Genomic DNA, 22,089 nt, shown 5'->3' on the forward strand with positions numbered 1-22,089 from the left:
GTCGTCTCCGTTCGCGGTCGACGGTCGATTCCCGGCGCAGACGAAATAGGAAACAGGCTAAACCAAAGCAGCCAATGCCGTCTCGACCCACGCGAAGCCAATTCTTTCCTGCTCAAGACGCAGGTTTTTACGCAGCCGGTTATCCCGCAAGTCGTTGAACAGGGTCTGCTCTTGCTCGTTGAGTCTTGGCAGATCGCGCAGCGTTTGCTGTTCCTCATGATCCCAGAGCGACGTAAATGCCAGCAAGGTTTCGCGGTCCATCAAAAACGACTCCACATGCTCGAACCGGCGGCGTAACTGGTCGAGAATCGCGAAACCGTGCGTGTCGATATCGCCCCAATAATGAATCCGGCGACTCGCGAGCCACCGCGCATGGTTCAGCATCTCGAATCCGTATCCTGCGCCGAAGATCACCATGCTGTCTTTGACCGGCGGAAAGGCCAGGAAATTGATCTCGTTCTCGGTGATGAAAACCCGCCCGACATCGGGATTGAGTTCGATGAAGCTCGCGGCATCGAGCGTAATGTCTTGCGTGACGTGTGTAGTCCGAAACAATGCCTTATCCGCGTCGAGAATGCGAAAGCGAATGCGCAACGGCTTGTCCCGCAAGCCAAAACGGCTGGCGAACTGATTGACGCCGGAGCGAGAGGAATCGATAAACTCCGGACTCAAGACGCGGTCCAACAACTCCGCCAGCACACCGCGACGAGCCTCGATGAACTTGGTGTGAACATCCGGGATGTCTACCTGCCGGAGATACACATCGGGACGCGGATGAGCCTGGAACCAGCTGCAGATATCGAGCAGCCTGCTCCAGACATCGGCGAGTTCAAGCGCACGCAGCGGCCGTTCAGCGAGCCACGCGACCAGGCGCGGTTCCCGCGTGTGCGTGATATCCAGCAGCGCGGCGAAGCGGGCGGCTTCTCGTTGCTTGCCGATAAAGGCCGTCGCGTGCTCGAGCGAATCGAGCCATACGGCATCGGGCAGTGCGTTGGCACCAAATACACGATGTCTGAACTCCCTCATCTCGACGCGGCAATGGGTCATCGACCGAAGCTCGATGATCCATTGCCGGATGCCCTCGAACTGCTCGGCGATCTCCGCGGATGATGGACCTTTGAGCGTGAGACGCTTGGGAAAAAGCGTCTCACCCCTGGCCACGCTGCCGAGCAGTTCTCCCCGCTCCCAAAGCCGCATGACCTGTTTGCGCAGATCGGCTGGCGTGGTCCAGCTCATCGATTCATCCTTGCTTTTTCCTCGCGATACTCTTCGATAGAAAGATTGCGCAACCTCGACTCGCGTCCTTCCTTGTTGTCGACGAAACCGACACTTGCAACAAAGGGTTCGATGATATGAATCTTCTGTAAAGGCGTCACGATCAGCAGTTGCAAGTTGAGTTGCGCAAAAAGGCGCAGGCCGTATTGCGCCGACTCGTCAGAACCACGGCCGAACGCTTCGTCGATCACCACGAAGCGAAACGAGCGCGAGCGCACCGCGCCCCATTCCAGTCCGAATTGGTAAGCAAGGCTGGCCGCGAGAATGGTGTAGGCGAGCTTCTCTTTCTGACCGCCCGACTTGCCGCCAGAATCCGAATAATGTTCATGTTCGGTATCGTCTTCGCGCCAGCGTTCGCTGGCGGCGAACACGAACCAGTTCCGTACGTCAGTGACCTTGGTGGTCCAGCGACGATCTTGTTCACCCAAACCCTCGCGCCCGCGAAAGCGCTCAATGATCTGCTTGACCTGCAGAAACTTGCCTTCGGAGTATTGGGTGTCGTCGGAGCCGGTCAGCGTGCCTTCGGTGCAAGAACGCAGTTCGGACTGAAAATCGCGTATATCGGCATCGGGCGTCGACACCGCTTCCAGCACGATGTAACGCCCCGCGTTGTAGTCAATCTGCGTGAGTGACTCATTGATACGCGTGATGCGCTCCTTGATCGTCTCCCGCTCTCTAGCCAGTTGCGACTGGAAGTTGGCCACTTCTCGAATGGTATTTTCGTTCAGCAGCTCCTTGAAGCGATTTTCGAACCGGGGCAGATCATCGCCTTTGAGCTTGTCGAGCATCATCCGATACTCATCGGCCGACTCAATGGCGACGTCCACTTCCTGCGTTTCCAGCGGGAACGCGAGGTTGTAGGCGCTCATCGCATCGATGATTTTGTCGCGCTGGCGTGAGAGCTTTTTGTCTTCGGCGTCGATGCTGGTCTGAAGAAATCCGCGCAAGTCACTTTCGCGGTTATCGCAGGATTCGACAGTCAGTTGATGCTTGCCGAGCACTTCGTGCCACGTCAATTCCAACTGCTCGAAATAAGCCGTGTGGCGCTCGTAGCCGGGGTCATCGAGAATGGCACGGGTCTGTGTGCGCAGTTCTTCCGCGATGCTTTGCTTTTCCCCGGTGCGGGAGCGCGCATCCTTGTGCTCGTCGAGCTGGTCTTCCGTGCTTTTCAGCGCAGCGCTGATCTCACCCAACCGCGCCGTCAGTTGCGCCAGCTTATCCGAGGCCGATTCGAGCCGTTGTTTTTCATCGCGCAATCGCGCTATTTCCACCGCGAGCGAATTCCAGTCGAGGTCGGCGTAGTCGGCGTGCTCCTCCAACTTGGAAAGCATGGTCAGCCGATGCTTGCACTCTTTTTGATCCGCCAGGATCTTGGAGACAAGGTTGCCCAGCTCACCGAGTTGAGCGGCTAGGTGGCTGGCTTTAGTTTGAAGCGCGTCGATCTTGGCTTCGTTGGTCCATCCCAGTACATATCGGCTGCGATCATCCAGGCGATGACGATCGTCCTTTTCATGACGTTCGCCCGGCGCCTTGATCTGGCCCGCAAGCGTGATCGCCCGCGTTTCACGGCGAAACTGTTCCGGGGTGCTGCAGCAAATCACGTTAAAGCGATGCGCGACTTCGCGTTCGAGCCAGTCGTAGAAGGGCGAGTCCGGCTTGATCGCCAGCTTGCGGGCGAGGGAATCGGCCTGCAGGGAAGGCAGCTCGCCACGAACGCCCGACCGGATCCGGAAGAACACAAGCCGTCCCCGAAGGTGGGTTCTGTCGACCCACTCCACGACCGCCGGGTAGTGTGTATCGGGAACCAGCAATGACAGCCCGAAGCTTCGCAACAGCCGTTCGGCCGCCCCTTCCCAGTCGCGCTCGTCGTCGCGCACCTGTAACAGTTCACCAGCGAACGAAAGCTCCGCCTCGGGTAAATCCAGCGCCTGGCACAATGCCGTACGCATGGCGACCTGTTCTGCGGGAATGTTGCTTCGACGATTTTTCAGGCTGTCGATTTCCGCCGATAGCGCGTCGTGCTCCTGTTTTCCTTGACGCAGGCTGACGCCGTGCTCGGTCAGATCGTTCAGATAGCGATCTTCTGCTTCCCGAGCGGACCCGAACATGACGGACAGACGCTGGCGCAACGCCTGGAACGCGGCTTCGTCTTCAGCCGGATGCTCGCCGACTGCACGCACCAGTTCGGCATGGCGCTCCGCCTTGCGTTTGCGAGTCTCGCACTCAAGGTCCTTCTTGCGAATTTCGGCGTCGAGACGCTCCAGACGGTCGCCCCCGTTTTCAGCGATGTTGCGCTTGAGTTCGGTTTCCTCCGCGCGCTGGTTGTCGCGCGAGGTCTCCAGACGCCTGATCTGAGCGTCTTGCTTTTCCCAGTCCGCCGTTAGCCCCGCGATGCGTTTATCGAGCAAGCCCAGTTTCAGTCCTGCAGCGTAATAGCGAAGCGCTTCACGGCATGCGCGAAGGCCTTCCACCTGAAGCAGCAGCTTGGCGTATCGATCGCAGTCGTCGGTGAGCGGCGTGAGGCGGTCCATTTGCCGCTTGACTTTGAGCACTGCCTCGTGCGCGCGATTCAGGTCATCGAAATGGGCAATCAACGCAGCAATCCGGGGCGCGATATCGAAGGGCTCGAGCATATGGCTGCGCACGAAGTCGGTGAGATTACCCACTGATTTCATCGATACAGTCTGATGGAACAGTTCCAGCGCCTGCTCGTTTTCAATCCCGAAGCGGCGGCGGAACCACGCGCCGTACGGAGGGAAACTGTCGAAGACTTCTGCGCCGAGGCCGCGGAGTTTCTTGCGCAATGCCGTGATATCCGTGCCGAAGTTCGCGAAGTCTTCAGCTATCGACAATGCGCGCTCGGCGCCGACAAAAACCCTCGCAGGCTGGCCCTGTTGCTCCTTCATCCAGAAGACCTGCGCAAGCGTGACCGTCTGGTCATACCCGGCGTTATAAAAGGTGCCAAGGATGACGGAGTAAGTGTTGTAGTCACGCAGCGCAACAGGCTTTGCGTTGCCGCTGACTTCGTTGCGTTCGGATTTGTAATGGCCCAGGACGTAAGAACGAAGTGATCTTTCCTTGTTGTCCGCGCCGGCCGCCTTGTTGTAGGCAATACGATGCGCCGGAACAAGCAGCGTGGTGACCGCGTCGACCAAGGTCGACTTCCCCGAGCCGATATCGCCCGTCAACAGCGCGTTCTCTCCATGAGGATTCAGCGTCCATACGCGAGCGTCGAATGTGCCCCAGTTATAGACTTCCAGGCGCTGAAGGCGAAAGCCCGACAGTGCGTCATCGTTCACGAAGTCGAGGCCGAGCAATTGCATGTCAGTCATCTGTGTCTGCCTCCGCTGAACGATCGAGTTGAGCGCGATAGGCGGCGAGTCGCGCATCGAAATCAGCAAGCCACTGAGCATCCACGAACGCTTTCAGTATCCGCTGAACCTCGAACGCCGCCGGACCCTCCCGTTTATCCGCGCCGGATTTAAGTCGTCGCAGAAATCCCAGTTCAACAATTTTGTTGATATGCGTCTCGATCTGGTCGACCACCTTCGCTTCATTGCTGCCGGCGGGGAGAAATACCCGTATCAGTTCGGTGATCTGTTCGCGCGTGAGAATCAGGCGCGTATCCGCACCGCCCGCGTCGGACTCGGCGAGCTTTTTTCTGAGCAACGCGAGCAGCAGGCTGACCGGAAACGACAGCGGTCGCCGTGCAACAAGACGCGGCAATTTGGGTGCGTCGTCTACCCCGTCTTCCTCCGGATGCGCGCGCACAAAAGCGTATCCCTCTGCTTCGTCTAGCACAAGCGCGAGGCCCAGTACCGAAACATAATCGCGCACACGCGCTTGCAGTTCGAGTAACGCTTGCCAGAGAACGGGATCGCTGTCCCTGTAGCAGACTCCCTTGAGCAGCGGAATGACCACGCTGGACAGACCGGCCGTTGAGGTTGTTGCACCGCCTGAATCCTGGTCCGGCATCCTTACCTCACAAAAATGACACGCGGAAAGCTGGCTTGCCGCGTCTGTTGCTCGCCGCTTGGCCCCGTGCCTTGCCAAGTCACGATATCAACCGTTTGTTCGTCGACCACCGTGCTGAAAGAGTCGCTACCGAGTTGCAGGTAGGCCACCAGTTCTGCCAACCCATGTTCGAGCGGTTGCGTGTCGCATAGCTCGCGCAACGTCACTTGAGCGCGATCTTGCAGCACGTGACGAATATGCCGCGCGAGCTTTTCGCGATCGATCACGACTTGCGAATAGAGAGCGCCGGCGTCCAAATCGGCGTCACCAGCTTCCAATACGGTCTCGGTCAGGCGCGGTTTGAAAGACGGAACGTACAACGGCCTTTCCATGGGCAGGTCGATGTCCGCAGCCATGTCGGCAATCGTCATTGTCTGACCCGCTGGCGGCTGCTCCCGCACAGCCAGCGCGTGCATTTCCACATTGCGCAGGATGTCCATGATTCGACGATTTTCCAGCCACGCCTGATCATCGAGAAACCGTCGCAACTGCTGCGAAAGCGTGGCCACCGTTCGCTGAGTATGCTCGCCGGCTTCCAGCCAGTCGTAATGCACCCGCCGAGTGCGGCCATCCGGTTTAAGTTCTACGACGGGCGGCAGCGCCAGCACGTGTTCTAGCAAGATCGACAACTCCTCCTGCCTGCTGCTCGACATCAGGAAATCCCAAAACGCCCGGAAGCTTCGCCCCTGGTCGGAGTCGGAGATGGCGTCGCGTTCGCCAAGGATATCCTCCAGCAGCGTACCCTTCGAACCGTCCCATAGCGCAATGCGCTCACGTACGCGCCGGTCCAGCCCTCGGAAATTCTGCTCTACCTCACGAAAATCGGTCAAGAGTTCACGCGCTAACGCGATAAATTGCTGGAAGCGGTCCTTCAGTTCGGTGGCACCGAGCAGCGCGATATCGCCCGTCTGCGCGCGGGCTATCTCAGCGTCGATGTCATCGCGTCGTTTCTCTAACTCCACGATGCGGGCCTGCGGATCACTTTCGCTTCCATCGCTCATTTGCTTGAGCAATTCGAAAAGCGTGAGCAACCGGGACTCGGTACCGACAAAACTCCGTTCGACCAGCGTTCCCAGCCAGGCGATGGCCTTCTCTGCGGCAGGGGTCAGATCAAAGTGTGGTTCGTCTGACCCTTGGGGATAAAACTTGCGTAACCAGCCTTTGTCGTTGGCTGCCCAGTCGTCGAGATACGCCTGCGCCGTTTTCGGAAAAGCGGAGGAATCCAGTTGTTCACGTAAGCCGAATAGTTCGTCTTCCAGCGCCTCGGCCAGATCGGCTTGCGACATGACGCGTACGTTGGGCACGATGAACACCCGCTGCAGGAAGCTTGCAACGAGCGGGGCGTGATCGGATCGCAGGAGGCGCCACGCCGGGTGGTTCTGACGCAACTGATCCAGGGTGAAATAGTCGAGGTTCATGGGCGGAGCACGTGACCCGTCGGCGAAGCAAAGCAAGGGGGAGAAAACTGAATGATAGCCGCGTGGCGAAATCGCCAAGCGCGCGAGGCTAATTTGTTACGTGACGAGGCGAACGCTAAAGCGCAGCCGCGACGCGCCCCATCTGGTCGATACCGCTATCGAAGATGCGTTGAAAGAACGGGATCATGTTCGGGATCATCAACTGAAGCAGCAGGAATCCGACCAGCATGGTGACCGGAAATCCCACCTGGAAAATCCCGATCTGCGGCGCTGCGCGATTCAAGATGCCCAGCGCGAGGTTGGCGATCAGCAACGCCGTGACCACCGGCAGCGACAGCAGCAAGCCCGTCGAAAACACGCTCACGCCGTAGGTCGCAAGCGTCTGCCAGCCGCGCGCGAACGTGGCCGAACCCAGTACGTTCGCGCTCACCGGCACGCTCTGGAACGTCTGCACAAGGGCGCTGATCATCTGCAGGTGCCCGTCGAACACGAGAAACGCGAGCATGGCGATCGTGTTCAGATACCGCGAAATCACCACCGAATTTCCACCGGCGCGCGGGTCATAGAGCATCGCAAAACCGAGGCCCATTTGCATGCCGATAAACTCGCCGGCCGCATCGATGGTGGCGAATGCAATCTGCATCGTCATGCCGAGCGCCGCGCCGATCAGGAACTGGTTGATGATGATCATCACGCCATCGGCGGAAAACACGGTCACCTGCGGCACTGCGCCAATCGTGGGCGCGACGATCAAGGCCATGAACGCTGCAACCGCGACCTTGACGCGAATCGGAATGGCCTGGTGGCTGAGCAGCGGCGCGGTCGCAATCAACGCGAGAATGCGCGTGAACGGCCAGAGGAACGACGTCAGCCAGACATTGAGCTGCGCGTAAGTGACGGAGAACATCAGCCGGTGATCGCGGGCGTGATGGTGAAAACGTGGCGCATGTAGTCGAGCAGCGTTTCCATCATCCACGGGCCGGCGATCACGAGCGTCAGCGCGACCGCGAGCAATTTCGGAATGAACGAGAGCGTGCTTTCGTTGATCTGCGTCGCGGCCTGGAACAGGCTCACGACCAGGCCGACCACGAGCGCGACCAGCAACAGCGGAGCCGCGAGCAACAGCGCCACATACATGGCCTGATGCGCGATCGACATGACGGATTCGGGTGTCATCGTTTGATTCCTGATGCTATATACAAAGGCTACGAAACGAAGCTCTGCGCGAGCGAGCCGATCAGCAACTGCCAGCCGTCCACCAGCACGAACAACATCAGCTTGAACGGCAGCGAAATGGTCGTGGGCGACACCATCATCATCCCCATCGACATCAGCACGCTCGCCACCACCATGTCGATGATCAGGAACGGGATGAAGATGGTGAAGCCGATCTGGAAGCCCGTCTTGAGCTCACTCGTCACAAACGATGGCACCAGCAGCGAGAGCGGCACGTCTTCGGGACCGTTCATCGGCGGCGCCTTGGCGATCCGGGCGAACAGCGCGAGATCGGCTTCGCGCGTCTGGCGCAGCATGAATTGCTTGAACGGCGCGACGCCGCGCGTCATGGCCTGGTCCATCGTGATCGTGCCGTCGGAGAACGGCTTGTACGCGTCCACATACGCGCGGTCGAGCACCGGCGACATCACGAACAGCGTGAGAAACAGCGCGAGTCCGACGAGCACCTGATTCGGCGGCGTGCTGGTTGTGCCAAGCGCCTGCCGCAACAGCGACAACACAATGATGATGCGCGTGAAGCCCGTCATCATCAGCAGCATCGCCGGCAGGAACGACAGCATGGTTAGCAGCAGCATCGTCTGGACGCTGAGCGAATACGTCGTGCCGCCGTTCGGACCCGGGCTGGTGTTGAACGCCGGAAGTCCTGCTGTGCTTTGAGCGAAAGCGGAGTAGGGAAGAGCCAGCATGGCGACCGGCAGCAACAGCCCCGCCAGTCTCACGCAGCGTGCTAAAAACGTAGACTGCATTACTTGCTCCCGCCTGCGAATTTTTGCAGACGTTTGTTCGCTTCGCCGGCGAGGGCGTCGCGAAAACGTTGACCGAAACTGCCTTGCAGTGCGTCGCCCGAAGGCGTGACGCCGGCTTCAGCGCCGTTGAGTTCCACCGATCCCGCCGGCATGGCGTGCAGCAGCCGCACGTTGCCGGGAGCCGCGCCCAGCACGAGCCATGTATCGCCGATCTCCACCACCGAGACGCGCTCCTTGTTCCCCAGCGACGCCCCGCCGATCACCTTCACCAGCCCCGTGCGTTTGGTGCCGGCCACGCCGAACTTGCGTGCCAGCCACGCGCAGCCGAACACGAACGCGATCACGATCACGAGTCCGAGCAGCGTTTGCAGCACCGCGCCCACGCCAAGCGACGGCACGGCTGTGCCCGCGCCAACGCCCGATGCAATCTGCGCCGCGTGATTGACGGCGTTCATGTCAGCGGCGTGGGCCGCGCGGGCGGCAATCGACATGGCAAGCGTCATGGCAAGCGATGCCAAGGCTGCATGCGCGGCGGTAAAGCGTTTCATCGATTCAACTTCCTGATGCGTTCGGACGGCGTGATGATGTCGGTGAGACGGATACCGAACTTGTCGTTGACCACCACGACTTCGCCCTGCGCGATGAGGCAGCCGTTGACCAGCACGTCCATCGGTTCGCCGGCGAGGCCGTCGAGTTCCACCACCGATCCCTGCGCCAGTTGCAGCAGGTTGCGAATCGCGATCTTGGTCCGCCCGAGTTCCACCGTCATCTGCACGGGGATATCGAGAATCATGTCGATGTCATTGCGCGTGGAAGGCGCCTGGACTTTCGACAAAGGCTGGAACAATCCCGCCGATGAAGCCGCCGCCGGCGTTTCATTGCCGTTCTGCTCAGCCAGCGCGCTTGCCCAGTCGTCCATGCCGAAGTCTTCGCTCTTGAGCGGATCGGACGGCAGCGTGCCCGGTTCAGTTACGTCACTCATATCCACCTTCCTTCATCGTGTCGGTTGCGCTGATCATTTTTTGGACGCGCAACGCGTATTGACCATTGAAAATTCCGTAGCCGCATTCCATCACTGGCACGCCGTCCACTTTTGCCGTGACCAGTTCGGGCACGTCGATTGGCAGGACATCGCCGGCTCGCATGTTGAGAATCTTTTCGAAGGTCGTGCCGATCTCCGCCAGATCCACCGTCAGTTCCACTTCGGCCGCTTGCACTTGCTGCGACAGCACGCGGATCCAGCGGCGATCCACTTCGAGCGCTTCGCCTTGAATGGGCGAGGAGAGGATGTCGCGAATCGGTTCGATCATCGAATACGGCATGCAGATATGCAGCGTGCCGCCAGTCGATCCGAATTCGATAGAAAACTGCGTGACGATCACGATCTCGTTCGGCGTGGCCACGTTGGCAAACTGCGTGTGCATTTCCGAGCGCACGTATTCGAAGTTCAGCGACCGCACGCTTTTCCACGATGCCGCGTAGTGTTCGAACACGAGGTTCAGCAGTTTGCTGATGATGCGCTGCTCGGTCTGCGTGAACTCGCGGCCTTCAACGCGCGTGTGGAAACGGCCGTCGCCGCCGAAGAGGTTATCGACGACAAAGAAGACCAGGTTCGGATCGAACACGAACAGCGAGGTGCCGCGCAACGGCTTCACGTGGACGAGGTTCAGGTTCGTCGGGATCGGCAGGTTGCGGGTGAATTCGCTGTACTTCTGCACCTTCACGGGGCCGACCGAAATTTCCGCCGAGCGCCGCATGAAGTTGAAGATGCCCACGCGCAAGAGGCGCGCGAAGCGGTCGTTGATGATTTCCAGGCCCGGCATCCGGCCCCGGACGATGCGTTCCTGCGTCGCGAGGTTGTAGGGGCGCACGCCGTGGAAGCGTGTTTCGTCGGCGACTGCGTCGACTTCCCCGGTGACGCCCTTAAGCAGGGCGTCCACCTCCTCCTGCGACATGAACTCTTCGTGGCCCATGAGTGTTCCTTCGTTCCTGTGCGCGGTTGCTTGGTGCTTGGCTGTGTGCTTTTGCCGTGAGCGCCAACCAGCGTTAGTGCTGGCTTTTGCTTATGCCTAAGCGGCTAGAGGCGAGGAGGGTTGCGCGGATTATTGAACGACGAATTCCGTGAACAACACTTCCTGGACATGCGCCGGACTGTCCGGCGGGCCACCCGTCTTCTGGACCGTCTCCAGCAGTTCTTTCGCGAGCTGACGCTTGCCGTCGATGCCCGCCAGATCTTCCGGCCGCTTCGCCGATAACAACATCAGGACGTGGCTGCGCACCTCCGGCATGCGTTCGGTCAGTTCGGCTTGCGCCTTCTGGTCAGGCAGCTTCAGCGTCAGGCCGATACGCAGGTAATGCATGCCGTCGTCGGACTGGAGATTGACGGTCATCGATTCCAGCGGGAAGAACACCGGCGGCGCGGCAGGCGCAGCTTTCGCCGACGCGCCCACCTCGGGCTTGTGCATGAAGTAGTAGTACGCACCGGCGCCGCCGGCGCCCAGCAAAACGATAAGACCCGCCGCGATCAGCAAGATGCGCTTCATCCTGCCGCTCTTGACGGTGACGATGGGTGGTTGTTGAGTTGCGGTGGTGCTTGCCATGATTGCGGACCTCTTTCTGTAGCCTGAATTGTTGGCGATTTCGGAGGGTTGCGATGGGGGGAATAGAGGGGGGAATTGGGGCTAACTCGTAAGTTAGGTGTTTGAGGGGGTTGGGCGGCCGGGTGTTATCGAAAAGAAAAATCGACGACAAAAAAGCCGCGTCCCTTTCGCGAACGCGGCTTTTTGCTATTGGACCTTTACGCTAAATCAAGCAAACGTATCGACCAATCCCACCTGCCTGCGCACCGGCATGCTGATTGAGCTCAGCGCGTCCACGCTTCCGCCGTCATCGACGGCGCCCGAGCCTCGCCCGCCTCGTCCCGCATTCGATGACGCTCCGCCATTCCGCTGGCCCGACTGCTGACCCACGAAACCATCGCTCACACTCGTGCTGCCTAGCGATATCCCGCTGCCTTGCATGGCTTCACGCAACGTCGGCAACGCTGCTTCCACCGCCGCCCGAACCTGCGCGTGCGTCGACACAAACAACGCGTGCGCGTGATTGTCCGTGACCTGCAAGACCACTTGCAAAGGTCCCAGATCTTTCGGGTTCAACGTCAATTCAGCACTCTGCTGATGACCATTCGACAGAAACACCACCTTCTGGCTGAACGCCTCGTCCCATCCACTCGTCCCGACATGCGGCGCAATCGCAGCACTGGCGGCAGCCGTCGCCGAGCTCTGAACCGGAGCGCTGCCGGCGGATGCCGACGCTGCCTGCATCGATGCCGAATGGGCAGCCGCATCGGCAGTCGCTTTGTAAGCAGCACTGCCGTCATCGGCGGGCGTGGCGGTTGCCAGCGCCGCTGCATCGGCTTGTTGCGTAGCCGATGCGGAGCCAGCCTGCTGCGTCGCCGATGCACGGCTCGAACCGTCGCCGGATGACGCTGTGATCGATATCGCCCGGTTCGATGACCTCGAACCTCCGCCCTTGGCGCCCGCGTTCGCGGCGTTGGCCACATTCGCACCGTTCGCGGCGGCTGCGGCTGCCGCCGCTGCCGCGTCGGGCGATGGCGTCGCAGCACCACCCTGCGGGTTCGCCAAATGCGCGAGCGCGGCCTGCAGCGCATCGTCCGCAGCCTTGGCGTCGCTCGACTTGTTCTTCGATTGCGTGGAAGACGCCGCATTGGTCGCATCGGCGTCCATCGCGGCCGTAGCCGGATCGGTCGAAGCCGTGGCCGGATCAGCGGCCGCACCACCGTGCGCCTTCAGGGTCGCGGCGGTCGCCGCCGCCGTTGCGGCTGCTGCCGCTGCCGCCTTGGTTTCGGGCTGTGCTTTTGCGGTATCCGCGTTGGTCTGGGCCGCTTGATCCGCAGCCGTCGTGTTTGCCGTAGCCGAAGACGTTGTCGATCCAGCCGATGCCTGCGCTTGATTCGCCGCAGCAGAACCCGGCGCAGCGGAAGCCGCCGATGTCGCCGCAGAACCTTGATCCGCAGCGGCCGCCTGGTCCGCGCTATCGGCTTGCTCCGCTGCCGCTTTAGCCTGTGCAGTCGAAGCATCGTCGGGCTTGGGCGCGTCGTGAACGCTTCCACGCGCCGCCGATGCCGCCGCCGCAGCTTTCTGAGCCTGTGCCTGCGCTTGCACCCGTGCCTTGGCTGCCGCTTCTTCGTTAGCCTTGGCGGTGATGTTATGCAGAGTGGAAACAAACGATGCCGCGGCGTCGTCGCTCGCCGACGTTGCCGCCGCGTTCCGCGATTGAGCAGCGCTCAAGCTCAACATCGTGCTGGCAGAATTAACCGTCGACATGCGTGGTCCCTCGTATCTTGTTCAGGATAAACATCGCTACAAATATCATGCTTTCTCGGCGCGCATCCGCAGCATCTTGGAAGCGTGCTCATCGGAGTCGCGCTGTTCGATCCGCGACTCCTGCTTCGCCTTCACCAACTCGCCGCGCGCGGCCAGCACTTCGTAAGAACCCAGCTTCTGCTTGCGCTGCTGCCATTCGGGCTTTGCCGCTTCCAGCCGCTGGTTCGCGCCCACGAGCAACTTGCGCTGCTGGTTGATCGCGGAATCGAGGGTATCCACAAACGCCTGGAAATTGCGCAGCGTCTGCGCGGTCGTGCCTTCTTGCGCCGACGCCGTAAAACGCGCGTGATACTCGTCCCGATACGTAACCAGCGAGTTCAACTGCGTCTCGATCTCGTCGCGTTCCTGCTGGAATCTGCCAAGCTTTTTCGTGGCAGCCTCCAGCTCTTCTTCCGCGAGGTTGATCAAAGTCTGGATCGGCAGATGCTTGGACATGGACGTCAAATTCCTCAATTATCTTTATTCGAATAGCGCATCGAGTTGAGCGAGGCTCGGTTCAAACATGGCCTGCTCACGAAATCCCTGCTGCAAAAACGCTTCAATCCGCGGGTAAAGCGCAATCGCCCGATCGAGCAACGCATCCCGCCCCGAGGAATATGCGCCTACATTGATCAAATCGCGATTGCGCTGGTAGCGCGACAACATCTGCTTGAATAAACGCACGCGGTCCAGGTGCTTGTCGTCGATCAGCGCGGTCATCGCCCGGCTAATAGACGCTTCAATATCGATAGCCGGATAATGCCCCGCTTCAGCCAACGAACGCGACAACACAATATGGCCGTCGAGAATGGCGCGCGCCGAATCGGCGATAGGATCTTGCTGATCGTCCCCTTCCGTCAAGACCGTATAAAAAGCCGTGATTGATCCAGCACCCTTCCGGCCGTTCCCGGTCCGCTCAACCAGCGCCGGTAATTTGGCGAACACGGAAGGCGGATAGCCTTTAGTGGCGGGGGGTTCGCCGATTGCGAGCGCAATCTCGCGCTGCGCCATGGCATAGCGCGTGAGCGAATCCATCAGCAAAAGTACGTGTTTGCCCTGATCCCGAAAATATTCGGCCAAAGAGGTCGCGTAGCTCGCGCCCTGCATCCGCAAAATAGGCGACACATCGGCCGGCGCCGCGACCACGACCGAGCGCGCAAGCCCGTCTTCACCCAGAATCTGTTCGATGAACTCCTTCACCTCGCGGCCCCGTTCACCAATCAGCCCGATCACGATCACTTCGGCGCTCGTATAACGTGCCATGGTGCCGAGCAGCACGGACTTGCCCACGCCCGAGCCGGCGAATAAACCCATGCGTTGGCCGCGTCCCACGGTCAACAACGCGTTGATCGCGCGCACGCCGACGTCGAGCACCTTGTGAATCGGCTCGCGATTAAGCGGGTTGATCGTCGGCGCGGTCAGCGGCGCATCGATCTTCGAGCCAAGCGGGCCGAGTCCATCAAGCGGCCGGCCAGACGCATCGACGACACGGCCGAGCATTTCCCAGCCGACCGGCAGGCGCTTGGCGCCGGCCATCGGATCATTGATCGGTGCGCTTTCCAGCGGATACACGCGTGCCCCGGGCAACAGGCCGGAGACTTCGGTGGTCGGCATGAGGAACAGTTTGTCGCCGGAGAAACCAACGACTTCGGCTTCGGCCATCGGGATCGAACTGCCGGCCGGCAACTCGATCATGCATTCCGAGCCCACGCCCAGCTTCAATCCGACCGCTTCCAACACGAGCCCGGCTGCACGCGTGAGACGCCCGCATGCGCGCAACGGTTTCGATATCTGGCTGCGCGCCTTGCTCGCTTCAAGCTGCGCGCGCCAGCCGTCCAGATGCGGGTTGTTCGCCATATCGGCGAGATCGACGATGGTCTGAGCCGCGATTTCTTCGATCGTCGGTTCGACGTCATCGTCCACGGCCAGCGGGCCGAACGACGCGCGCGCCAGTTCCTGTTCGAGCTCGCTCAAGCCTTCCTGCGTGACGCGGCGCGCAGCGCTCGGATTGACGTGGGCTGGTGCGTGACCTGAGTTCACCATGGTTGTGACCTCCCGAGCGCCGCTGCCACACGCTCCCAGCGCGTGACATTGGTTGCATCGATTTCACCGCTCGCCGCGTGCGCCTTGCACCCGCCGCGCTCGATGTCCGGATCGGTCCGCACCGACCATCCTGCCGCCTGCAGCTCTTCCAGCAAATACGCTTCGACAATCGGCAGATCCGCCGGATTGACCGTCAGGTACGGCGCGCCGGACAACGCCGGTTCGGCCGCGATCACCGAACGCGCGACGGCCAGCACCGCGGTCGGATCGAGTGTCAGATGCTGCGAAACCACTTGCTGCGCAATATCCAGCGCCAGCGCCGTCAGCGCTTCAGCGACTACAGCGTCGGCCGCCTGCAGCGCGATCTTGAAGGTATCGGCCATTTGCGCGAGCCGCGTGGCTTCCGCGTGCGCGTGACGGCGGCCTTCTTCCACGCCTTGTTCGTAACCCTGGTCGTAGCCGGCCTTGTAGCCCATTGCCTGACCCGCCACATGGCCCGATGCCAACCCTTGCGCGTGCGCTTCATCGCGGACACGGCGCAAGTGCTTTTCCAGCGCGGCTTGATCGGCGGCGCTGCGATCGACCGGAACCGGATCGAACGACGCCATCTCCCAGCGCTGATAAGCGGTCATGCGAGCCTTTTTGGCGGCTTCGGCAGTGTCAGACATATGCGTCCTCGGCCTTGCCGCCTAACTGGATCTGACCCGATTCGGCCAGGTTGCGCACGACCTGCAGGATCTTGCGCTGCTGCGTTTCGACTTCCGACAGCCGCACCGGGCCGCGCGAGTCGAGATCTTCGGCCAGCAGTTCGGCGGCGCGCTGCGACATGTTCGCGAGGAACTTCTGCCGCAACGGCGGTTGCGCACCTTTCAACGAGATGATCAACGTTTCGGATTCCACTTCTTTCAGCAGCAACTGAATTGCGCGGTCTTCGAGTTCGAGCAAATTCTCGAACACAAACATTTGATCGATGATCTTTTGCGCGAGTTCCGCATCGAATTCCTTCACGTTTTCGATCACGGATTCTTCGTGCGCCGTCGACATGAAGTTGAGGATTTCCGCCGCCGTGCGGATGCCGCCCATCGGCGCGCGCTTCAGGTTGTCGCTGCCGGAAAGCAGCGTGGTCAGCACGTCGTCGAGTTCGCGCAGCGCGGCCGGCTGGATACCGTCGAGCGTGGCAATGCGCAGCAGCACGTCGTTGCGCAGACGTTCGGTCATCAGCGCCACGATCTCCGACGCCTGGTCGCGGTCCAGGTGAACCAGGATGGTCGCGATGATCTGCGGATGTTCGTTCTTGATCAGTTCGGCCACGGCGGCAGAATCCATCCACTTCAGGCCTTCGATACCGCTGGTATCGCTGCCCTGCAGGATCCGGTCGATCAGCGCGCCCGCCTTGTTTTCGCCGAGCGCCTTCGTCAGCACCGCCCGGATGTATTCGCTCGAATCGAGCGACAGCGCGGTGTGCTGCTCGGCTTCGTTGACGAACTCGGTCATCACGTTGTCGAGCTGCTCGCGCGTGACGTTTTTCAGCGTCGCCATGGTCGCGCCGATCTTCTGCACCTCGCGCGGTCCAAGGTACTTGAACACTTCCGCCGCTTCCGATTCACCAATCGACATCAGCAGGAGCGCGGCTTTATTGAGACCTTCAGCGTTCATCGGACACCCAGTTCTTGACGACCGTCGCGACGATTCTCGGATCCTGGCGCGCCACCATGCGCGCGTAGTCGAGATTGCGTTCGAACTTGGCCTTGTTGCTTTCATGACCGAGCAAACTGACCTCGGCATCCTTTTCTTCGTCTATCTGCGACTTCGGCATGGACGGACCGTCAAGCAGCGACAAGTCATCCGGCGCGGCGAGCGCTGACGGTTCCGGCGGTGGCGGGAATGCACGGCGCAGCGCCGGTTTCACCATGCTGAAATACAGGAACAACGCTACTGCACCAATCCCCGCGTACTTCGCGAACTCAATGGCGCGCGCGATCATGTCCGGGGTGCGCCACCACGGCACGTCGGGAATCACGGTCGAATCCACCAGGAAGGTGCTGTTGACCACGTTCACCGAGTCGCCACGCTTTTCGTCGTAGCCCATCGCGTCTTTCACCAGTTGCTGCACCTGCTCGAGCTTGTCAGCGGGCAGCGGCTGCATCGTCACGTGGCCCTTGGCGTCGACTTGCTTCTGGTAATTCACCACCACGGCGACGGACAGGCGCTTGATTCCGCCCATCGGCTGCTCGTAGTGACGCACGGTGCGGTCGACTTCGTAATTCGTCGTCGTGTCCTTGCGCATGCTGACCGGCGCGGTTTTGCCGCCGTCGGCGCCGCTCGCGGCTGCATCGATAGGCGCCGACGCCGCGGCCGGCGGCTGGTTCGACAACGCGCCCGGCACGCCACCGGAGTTCGCGCCCCCTGTGTCATTCGACACGCTCGATTGCTGGCTGCGGATCGCCGTGTTTTGCGGGTTGGCGTTCGGACCGTAGCTTTCGGCCGTTTGCTCCAGCTTCGAGAAATCGATATCCGCGCTCACCTGCGAGTGCGCATTGCCTGCGCCGAACAGCGGCGCGAGGATGGCGTCGATACGCCCCTGCGTGTTGTGCTCGATCTGCTGCACGTACTTGAGTTGCGACGCGTCCAGGCCGTTCGCCGCGCTTTGCTGCGTGAGGAGGTTGCCGTCCTGGTCGACGATCGTCACGTTCTTCACGGGCATATCCGGCACGCCCGAAGACACCATGTGCTGGATCGCAATGATCTGACCCTCGTCCAGCGCGCGGCCGGGGTACAGGTTCAGCATGACCGACGCAGTCGGCAGTTCCTTTTCCCGCACGAACACGGTGGGCTTCGGAATGGCGAGGTGGACACGGGCTTCGCGGACCGAGGAGATAGACGCGATGGTTTTTTCCAGCTCGCCTTCCAGCGCCCGCTGATAGTTGACCTGCTCGGCGAACTGGCTGATGCCGAATTTCTGGTTATCCATCAATTCGAAGCCGACCGAGCCGTTCTTCGGCAAACCTTGCGATGCAAGGCGCAGGCGGGTTTCGTGCACGGCGTCGCTCGGAACCAGGATCGCGCCGCCCGACTCGGCAATCTTGTAGGGAATGTTGCCTTGCTGCAGCGCAGCAACGATCGCACCGCCATCGCGATCGGAGAGATTGCTGAAGAGCACCCGGTAGTCCGGCTGGCGCGACCACATCACAAGGCCCGCCACGACGACAGCCAGGATCGCCACGGCGATGATCAGCGGCATGCGCGGGTTGTTGCGGAACTGGTTGAGCATCGGCATGCGGGGGCTGAAACTGCTGCCGCCACCGAAGTCCGTGCCGCCCGCGTAGCCGGCGCCGCCGGCACCTGCGGCGATCGACCCGGCCGTGCCTGGCTGCGCGCCAGTCAGACCCATGCGGGCGTCCGGGTTGATCAGGTTGGTTGTGGAATCCATGCGTCGAAACTCTCCGAGTCTTGCGTTTTCTGCGATGTGCGGCGGCGATAACCGTGCGCACTGCAGGCACTTTCATGAGAGGAATTATCCGTAAGCAGGATTGAGTTGATCCAGCGAATAGAAGCGAGTTTTGGTTTCCTTTCCCCGCTTTGCAAATTGCGCCGACTGCTAGACTTTTTCCTAATCGGTCAGGCCATGTGCCGAACCGCCCAGGCTCTGGCGAGAGACGCCGGCCTGTGGCTCGGGACAGCCCGGTTCGGATAGTCGCAGATGCACAGCGATCCTTACATTGCCGCCGAGATTGAATTCCTTTCCGTTCCTTCTGGAGACCCCATGAATGCTCCTATCAGCGCGTTGAGTTCGGCGCTCCAGCAAATGCAGGCCATGTCGACGCAGGCTGCGGGCGGTGCCGGTCAAGTCGCGAGCGGCAGCGTCGTGCCCGAATCGGGTGCGGCCAGCGCCGGTAGTTTCGCCGACGCGCTGAAATCGTCTCTGGACAGCATCAGCAGCAGCCAGACCAAGGCGGTCAACGAATCGCAGGCATTCGAAGTGGGCGCGCCAAACGTTTCGCTGAACGACGTGATGGTCGACATGCAGAAGGCGAACGTAGGTTTCCAGTTCGGCTTGCAGGTCCGCAACAAGCTCGTGTCGGCCTACAACGACATCATGAACATCTCGGTCTGAACGCTGCGCCGACGGTTTCCACATCCCCGGCCCGCCGACTATTTCCCTTCCAGGAACTCGTTGTGACGCAAAGCACGCCTAAAGCTTTTGCCGCTTTCTCCGATAACCCGGATAGCAGCACGATAAACGGTCAGACAAATAGCGCGGCCTGATCCGTTTATCGGCACCGGTTCATCACGGGTTTTGGTACTAAGCGCGGATTGCAGCGCTTTTGTGCGAAACGCCAATGAGACCACGCAGGTCACGGAATGTGAGTAGGGCGCTAAAGCGCCAACTCTGGTCGACATAGGAGAGGGTCGGATGTTTTCCCAGGCACACGGTGGAGCGAACGCGTATGCGCGCGTTGGCGTTCAGACAGGCGTAATGGGCGCGAGCCCGCACCGGCTGGTCGCGATGTTGTATCAAGGCGCGCGACAAGCCATTGCCCAGGCGCGGATGAATCTGCAGCAGGGCAATATCCCGGCACGCGGCGAGGCGATCACGAAAGCGATCAGCATTATTGAAAGTGGTTTGCAGCAGTCGCTCAACAAAGACATTGGCGGCGATATCGCTGCACGCCTGGATGCGCTGTACACCTACATGGCGCACCGGTTACTGGAAGCGAATGTGCGTCAGAGCGAAGAAGTGCTGGTGGAGATCGATGGCCTGCTGGCAACCCTAGAGGAAGCCTGGATGGCGATTGCACCCGATGCAGCAAAAATGGCTGCGGCGTGAAGCCGCGAAACATGCTTGCACATAATGAAAACCACACAAGAATATTTCGCTCATTATGAAGCGATTGCCGCACTTTCTACGTGCATGCTGGCCGCAGCACGCAGTGGAGAATGGGGTGAATTGAAGACTATGCAGAGCGCGTACAGGGATCTCGTCGACGGCTTGAGAGAAGTCGATACCAGCTCGGAACTGGACGATACCGCGCGCGCCCGCAAGCTCGAACTGGTGCGCCGGATTCTTGCCGACGACGCCGCCATTCGCGACCTCGCCACCCCCAGCCTCGCGCGTTTGTCCGCAGCGTTGTTCACCGTGAACAGGCCCGTGCGAGTTTTGAAGAAGATGATCGGGTTTCGCTAGACGCGTTTCTTGACGCGTTTGCGGCTCGTTGCAACTGGCGGCCGGCCGTTCGGCTGGACTGCTGACCCGAGGATACTGGCATGACTGGACTGGACTCCGCCGTCGCTGCGCTGCTTGCCAGCCGCACTGACATGCTGTTGTCCGCGCTCAATACGCAGACCAGTTCGACCGCGCCTCAAGCCAATACCTCGCAACTTTTAATCGATACCCCGCCGGCCGCCACGCCCGCTGCCGCTATCAACGCGTATACCGCGCCGGGCCCGTCGACGCAGACCGCATTCAGCGAGATCGGGCGCACGCTCGACATCATTTCGCGCTTCGGCGGCAGCGCGACGCCCGCTGTGCTCGGCAGTTCGCCGTTGTGGCCGACCGCGCCGCGCCTGGTCGTGGCCGCCAGCGCGTTCGAAAGCCTGTCCGGGTCGCTGTTTTCCTCCAGCTCGGCCAATGCCGCCAGTGCGGTCAACCCGCCCGCACCGCCTTTGCCCGCGCCTGTCCTGGCGGCCATGCTGGCGAGGACCGTTGTAGACAGCGGCCTTTTCTACGAAAACCATATTGCGCTTTGGCTGGGCGGACAGCGTTCGCTGGCGTCGCTGCGAAATGAGCCCCAGGCGCGCGTCGACAAATTGGCAAGCGAGTTGCCATCGGATGCTTTCTCGGCCTCGGCGGACGATGCCGATGCCGTGACCGATGTCTGGATCGATGAAACGCTGCTGCCGCTAACCTTCTCCGCTCCCGCCGATTCCCCCGACGCGCCCAATTCCGCGCGTCTCGTGCCGACACCACAAACGCCGCAGCAGGCGGCGGCGCTGGCTGAATCGGTGCGACAGATGCCCACGGGCGTGTTTGCATCGACGCAGACGGCCCAAGGAATGGCGCCGCGAACGGCAACCGGCGCGTTGCCTTTGGCCGCCCATCTGCAGGATTCGTCCGTGCAGGCGGCCGTCGCCTCCGCCGGGATTCATCCATCGACTATCGCGCTGGTTCGCCAGCAACTCGATGTCCTCGCTTCCGACCAGTTCCGCTGGTCCGGCGAAGCGTGGCCGGGCGCCAAGTTCGAGTGGGAGATCCAGCCTCAGAACCGCGCACCTTATGGGCGCGATCCGTCTCAGGAGAGCGACGCGGGTGGCGATTCGGATCGCGGCTGGCACACGCGTGTCACGCTGAGCTTGCCCACGCTCGGCACCGTGGACGCCGACCTGGTGCTCACCGGCCAGCAACTGGTGGTGCGGTTGAATGCAAGCGAAGGCGGCGCGGCCCGTCTTGCCGCCGACGGCGATCATTTCCGCCAACAACTCGACGCCGCCGGATTGCAGCTCGCCGGATTGACGGTGCACGCGCGCGAAGCGCTGGCCGACCTGGCCGCTGACCCAACATTCCCCCATTTCGCCGATGTCATCACGGTCACCGATGCCGGCCCTGCTGGAAGCGCAGCGGGGAGCGGCAGATGAGCTTGCGCAACGACTCCCGAAAGCAGGCGGCCGCGCTTACCTACGACACCAAAAACGCCGATGCTGCGCCGCGCGTGGTCGCCAAGGGCTACGGGCTGGTCGCTGAAATGATCGTGCAGCGCGCAAAGGACGCGGGGCTGTACGTGCATGAATCGCCCGAGATGGTGTCGCTGCTGATGCAGGTCGACCTGGATTCGCGCATTCCGCCCGCGCTTTATCAGGCGGTGGCGGAGTTGCTCGCGTGGTTGTATCGGCTGGAGAACGGAGAGGAAACGGGGCCTCGGCCTGAAGTGGATCCGGGGATTCCAGTGCGCAAGGGGCGTAGCCGCGCGGCTTGAT

The 22,089-nt window shown here is 61.1% G+C and carries 22 protein-coding genes; 5 read left to right on the plus strand and 17 right to left on the minus strand.

Annotated elements, in window-relative coordinates:
- Positions 1–57 precede the first annotated feature (57 nt).
- The 17 genes from ACMX25_RS01905 to fliF form a co-directional block, all read right to left on the minus strand.
- Positions 58–1,236, minus strand: coding sequence for a Wadjet anti-phage system protein JetD domain-containing protein (locus ACMX25_RS01905; protein ID WP_414947853.1), 1,179 nt, complete (start codon positions 1,234–1,236; stop codon positions 58–60).
- The gene (locus ACMX25_RS01910) at positions 1,233–4,607 is read right to left on the minus strand and encodes an ATP-binding protein (RefSeq protein WP_414947854.1); all 3,375 of its coding nucleotides are present in this window, start codon (positions 4,605–4,607) and stop codon (positions 1,233–1,235) included. The genes ACMX25_RS01905 and ACMX25_RS01910 overlap by 4 nt, the downstream gene beginning before the upstream one ends.
- A complete protein-coding gene (locus ACMX25_RS01915; RefSeq protein WP_414947855.1) occupies positions 4,600–5,250 on the minus strand; it encodes a DUF4194 domain-containing protein in 651 nt (216 codons plus the stop codon). Before ACMX25_RS01915 ends, ACMX25_RS01910 begins: the two co-directional genes overlap by 8 nt.
- 2 nt (positions 5,251–5,252) lie before the next feature.
- Positions 5,253–6,707 carry a DUF3375 domain-containing protein gene (locus ACMX25_RS01920; RefSeq protein ID WP_414947856.1) on the minus strand — a complete coding sequence of 485 codons (1,455 nt, stop codon included), beginning with the start codon at positions 6,705–6,707 and terminating at the stop codon, positions 5,253–5,255.
- Positions 6,708–6,822: 115 nt separating this feature from the next.
- Positions 6,823–7,614 carry a flagellar biosynthetic protein FliR gene (gene fliR / locus ACMX25_RS01925; RefSeq protein WP_414947857.1) on the minus strand — a complete coding sequence of 264 codons (792 nt, stop codon included), beginning with the start codon at positions 7,612–7,614 and terminating at the stop codon, positions 6,823–6,825.
- The gene (fliQ, locus tag ACMX25_RS01930; protein ID WP_031364176.1) at positions 7,614–7,883 is read right to left on the minus strand and encodes a flagellar biosynthesis protein FliQ; all 270 of its coding nucleotides are present in this window, start codon (positions 7,881–7,883) and stop codon (positions 7,614–7,616) included. Before fliQ ends, fliR begins: the two co-directional genes overlap by 1 nt.
- A 29-nt stretch (positions 7,884–7,912) precedes the next feature.
- Entirely contained in the window at positions 7,913–8,689 is a 777-nt protein-coding gene (gene fliP, locus ACMX25_RS01935; RefSeq protein ID WP_414947858.1) for a flagellar type III secretion system pore protein FliP, read from the minus strand.
- Positions 8,689–9,237 carry a flagellar biosynthetic protein FliO gene (gene fliO, locus ACMX25_RS01940; RefSeq protein WP_414947859.1) on the minus strand — a complete coding sequence of 183 codons (549 nt, stop codon included), beginning with the start codon at positions 9,235–9,237 and terminating at the stop codon, positions 8,689–8,691. Before fliO ends, fliP begins: the two co-directional genes overlap by 1 nt.
- Entirely contained in the window at positions 9,234–9,671 is a 438-nt protein-coding gene (gene fliN / locus ACMX25_RS01945) for a flagellar motor switch protein FliN (protein ID WP_414947860.1), read from the minus strand. Before fliN ends, fliO begins: the two co-directional genes overlap by 4 nt.
- Complete coding sequence (gene fliM / locus ACMX25_RS01950) at positions 9,664–10,662, minus strand: flagellar motor switch protein FliM (protein ID WP_414947861.1); 999 nt, start codon at positions 10,660–10,662, stop codon at positions 9,664–9,666. The genes fliN and fliM overlap by 8 nt, the downstream gene beginning before the upstream one ends.
- 129 nt (positions 10,663–10,791) lie before the next feature.
- Complete coding sequence (fliL, locus tag ACMX25_RS01955) at positions 10,792–11,289, minus strand: flagellar basal body-associated protein FliL (RefSeq protein ID WP_414947862.1); 498 nt, start codon at positions 11,287–11,289, stop codon at positions 10,792–10,794.
- A 207-nt stretch (positions 11,290–11,496) separates the two neighbouring features.
- Complete coding sequence (locus tag ACMX25_RS01960) at positions 11,497–13,035, minus strand: flagellar hook-length control protein FliK (RefSeq protein ID WP_414947863.1); 1,539 nt, start codon at positions 13,033–13,035, stop codon at positions 11,497–11,499.
- 45 nt (positions 13,036–13,080) lie between these two features.
- On the minus strand, positions 13,081–13,530 hold the full coding sequence (gene fliJ / locus ACMX25_RS01965; protein ID WP_414947864.1) for a flagellar export protein FliJ: 450 nt from the start codon (positions 13,528–13,530) through the stop codon (positions 13,081–13,083).
- Positions 13,531–13,554: 24 nt separating this feature from the next.
- Entirely contained in the window at positions 13,555–15,117 is a 1,563-nt protein-coding gene (fliI, locus tag ACMX25_RS01970) for a flagellar protein export ATPase FliI (protein WP_414947865.1), read from the minus strand.
- Positions 15,111–15,785, minus strand: coding sequence for a flagellar assembly protein FliH (fliH, locus tag ACMX25_RS01975; protein ID WP_414947866.1), 675 nt, complete (start codon positions 15,783–15,785; stop codon positions 15,111–15,113). The genes fliI and fliH overlap by 7 nt, the downstream gene beginning before the upstream one ends.
- Complete coding sequence (gene fliG / locus ACMX25_RS01980; RefSeq protein ID WP_414947867.1) at positions 15,778–16,773, minus strand: flagellar motor switch protein FliG; 996 nt, start codon at positions 16,771–16,773, stop codon at positions 15,778–15,780. Before fliG ends, fliH begins: the two co-directional genes overlap by 8 nt.
- Positions 16,763–18,547 (minus strand): flagellar basal-body MS-ring/collar protein FliF, encoded by a 1,785-nt coding sequence (gene fliF, locus ACMX25_RS01985; protein WP_414947868.1) that lies wholly within the window; start codon positions 18,545–18,547, stop codon positions 16,763–16,765. Before fliF ends, fliG begins: the two co-directional genes overlap by 11 nt.
- A 333-nt stretch (positions 18,548–18,880) precedes the next feature.
- Between fliF and fliE the strand changes: the two genes are divergently transcribed.
- From fliE to ACMX25_RS02010, 5 genes are all read left to right on the plus strand, one after another.
- Positions 18,881–19,231: a flagellar hook-basal body complex protein FliE gene (gene fliE / locus ACMX25_RS01990; RefSeq protein WP_414947869.1), complete on the plus strand. Its 351-nt coding sequence runs from the start codon at positions 18,881–18,883 to the stop codon at positions 19,229–19,231.
- A 300-nt stretch (positions 19,232–19,531) separates the two neighbouring features.
- Positions 19,532–19,945, plus strand: a complete 414-nt coding sequence (gene fliS, locus ACMX25_RS01995; protein WP_414947870.1) for a flagellar export chaperone FliS — start codon at positions 19,532–19,534, stop codon at positions 19,943–19,945.
- Between the two features lie 24 nt (positions 19,946–19,969).
- The gene (locus tag ACMX25_RS02000; RefSeq protein WP_414947871.1) at positions 19,970–20,302 is read left to right on the plus strand and encodes a flagellar protein FliT; all 333 of its coding nucleotides are present in this window, start codon (positions 19,970–19,972) and stop codon (positions 20,300–20,302) included.
- An 80-nt stretch (positions 20,303–20,382) separates the two neighbouring features.
- On the plus strand, positions 20,383–21,750 hold the full coding sequence (gene fliK / locus ACMX25_RS02005) for a flagellar hook-length control protein FliK (RefSeq protein WP_414947872.1): 1,368 nt from the start codon (positions 20,383–20,385) through the stop codon (positions 21,748–21,750).
- A complete protein-coding gene (locus tag ACMX25_RS02010) occupies positions 21,747–22,088 on the plus strand; it encodes an EscU/YscU/HrcU family type III secretion system export apparatus switch protein (protein ID WP_414947873.1) in 342 nt (113 codons plus the stop codon). The genes fliK and ACMX25_RS02010 overlap by 4 nt, the downstream gene beginning before the upstream one ends.
- Position 22,089: the final 1 nt, after the last annotated feature.

Source organism: Caballeronia eucalypticola (assembly GCF_047608185.1).
Lineage (GTDB): Bacteria > Pseudomonadota > Gammaproteobacteria > Burkholderiales > Burkholderiaceae > Caballeronia.

Coding starts and splice junctions, on each gene's coding strand:
- fliG (WP_414947867.1), bottom strand. CDS start 16,773: ATGAACGCTGAAGGTCTCAATAAAGCCGCGCTCCTGCTGATGTCGATT.
- ACMX25_RS01915 (WP_414947855.1), bottom strand. CDS start 5,250: ATGCCGGACCAGGATTCAGGCGGTGCAACAACCTCAACGGCCGGTCTG.
- fliP (WP_414947858.1), bottom strand. CDS start 8,689: ATGCAGTCTACGTTTTTAGCACGCTGCGTGAGACTGGCGGGGCTGTTG.
- ACMX25_RS02000 (WP_414947871.1), top strand. CDS start 19,970: ATGAAAACCACACAAGAATATTTCGCTCATTATGAAGCGATTGCCGCA.
- fliM (WP_414947861.1), bottom strand. CDS start 10,662: ATGGGCCACGAAGAGTTCATGTCGCAGGAGGAGGTGGACGCCCTGCTT.
- fliL (WP_414947862.1), bottom strand. CDS start 11,289: ATGGCAAGCACCACCGCAACTCAACAACCACCCATCGTCACCGTCAAG.
- fliK (WP_414947872.1), top strand. CDS start 20,383: ATGACTGGACTGGACTCCGCCGTCGCTGCGCTGCTTGCCAGCCGCACT.
- fliE (WP_414947869.1), top strand. CDS start 18,881: ATGAATGCTCCTATCAGCGCGTTGAGTTCGGCGCTCCAGCAAATGCAG.
- ACMX25_RS01920 (WP_414947856.1), bottom strand. CDS start 6,707: ATGAACCTCGACTATTTCACCCTGGATCAGTTGCGTCAGAACCACCCG.
- fliQ (WP_031364176.1), bottom strand. CDS start 7,883: ATGACACCCGAATCCGTCATGTCGATCGCGCATCAGGCCATGTATGTG.
- fliI (WP_414947865.1), bottom strand. CDS start 15,117: ATGGTGAACTCAGGTCACGCACCAGCCCACGTCAATCCGAGCGCTGCG.
- fliS (WP_414947870.1), top strand. CDS start 19,532: ATGTTTTCCCAGGCACACGGTGGAGCGAACGCGTATGCGCGCGTTGGC.
- fliR (WP_414947857.1), bottom strand. CDS start 7,614: ATGTTCTCCGTCACTTACGCGCAGCTCAATGTCTGGCTGACGTCGTTC.
- fliH (WP_414947866.1), bottom strand. CDS start 15,785: ATGTCTGACACTGCCGAAGCCGCCAAAAAGGCTCGCATGACCGCTTAT.
- fliN (WP_414947860.1), bottom strand. CDS start 9,671: ATGAGTGACGTAACTGAACCGGGCACGCTGCCGTCCGATCCGCTCAAG.
- fliF (WP_414947868.1), bottom strand. CDS start 18,547: ATGGATTCCACAACCAACCTGATCAACCCGGACGCCCGCATGGGTCTG.
- fliO (WP_414947859.1), bottom strand. CDS start 9,237: ATGAAACGCTTTACCGCCGCGCATGCAGCCTTGGCATCGCTTGCCATG.
- ACMX25_RS01905 (WP_414947853.1), bottom strand. CDS start 1,236: ATGAGCTGGACCACGCCAGCCGATCTGCGCAAACAGGTCATGCGGCTT.
- fliJ (WP_414947864.1), bottom strand. CDS start 13,530: ATGTCCAAGCATCTGCCGATCCAGACTTTGATCAACCTCGCGGAAGAA.
- ACMX25_RS01960 (WP_414947863.1), bottom strand. CDS start 13,035: ATGTCGACGGTTAATTCTGCCAGCACGATGTTGAGCTTGAGCGCTGCT.
- ACMX25_RS01910 (WP_414947854.1), bottom strand. CDS start 4,607: ATGACTGACATGCAATTGCTCGGCCTCGACTTCGTGAACGATGACGCA.
- ACMX25_RS02010 (WP_414947873.1), top strand. CDS start 21,747: ATGAGCTTGCGCAACGACTCCCGAAAGCAGGCGGCCGCGCTTACCTAC.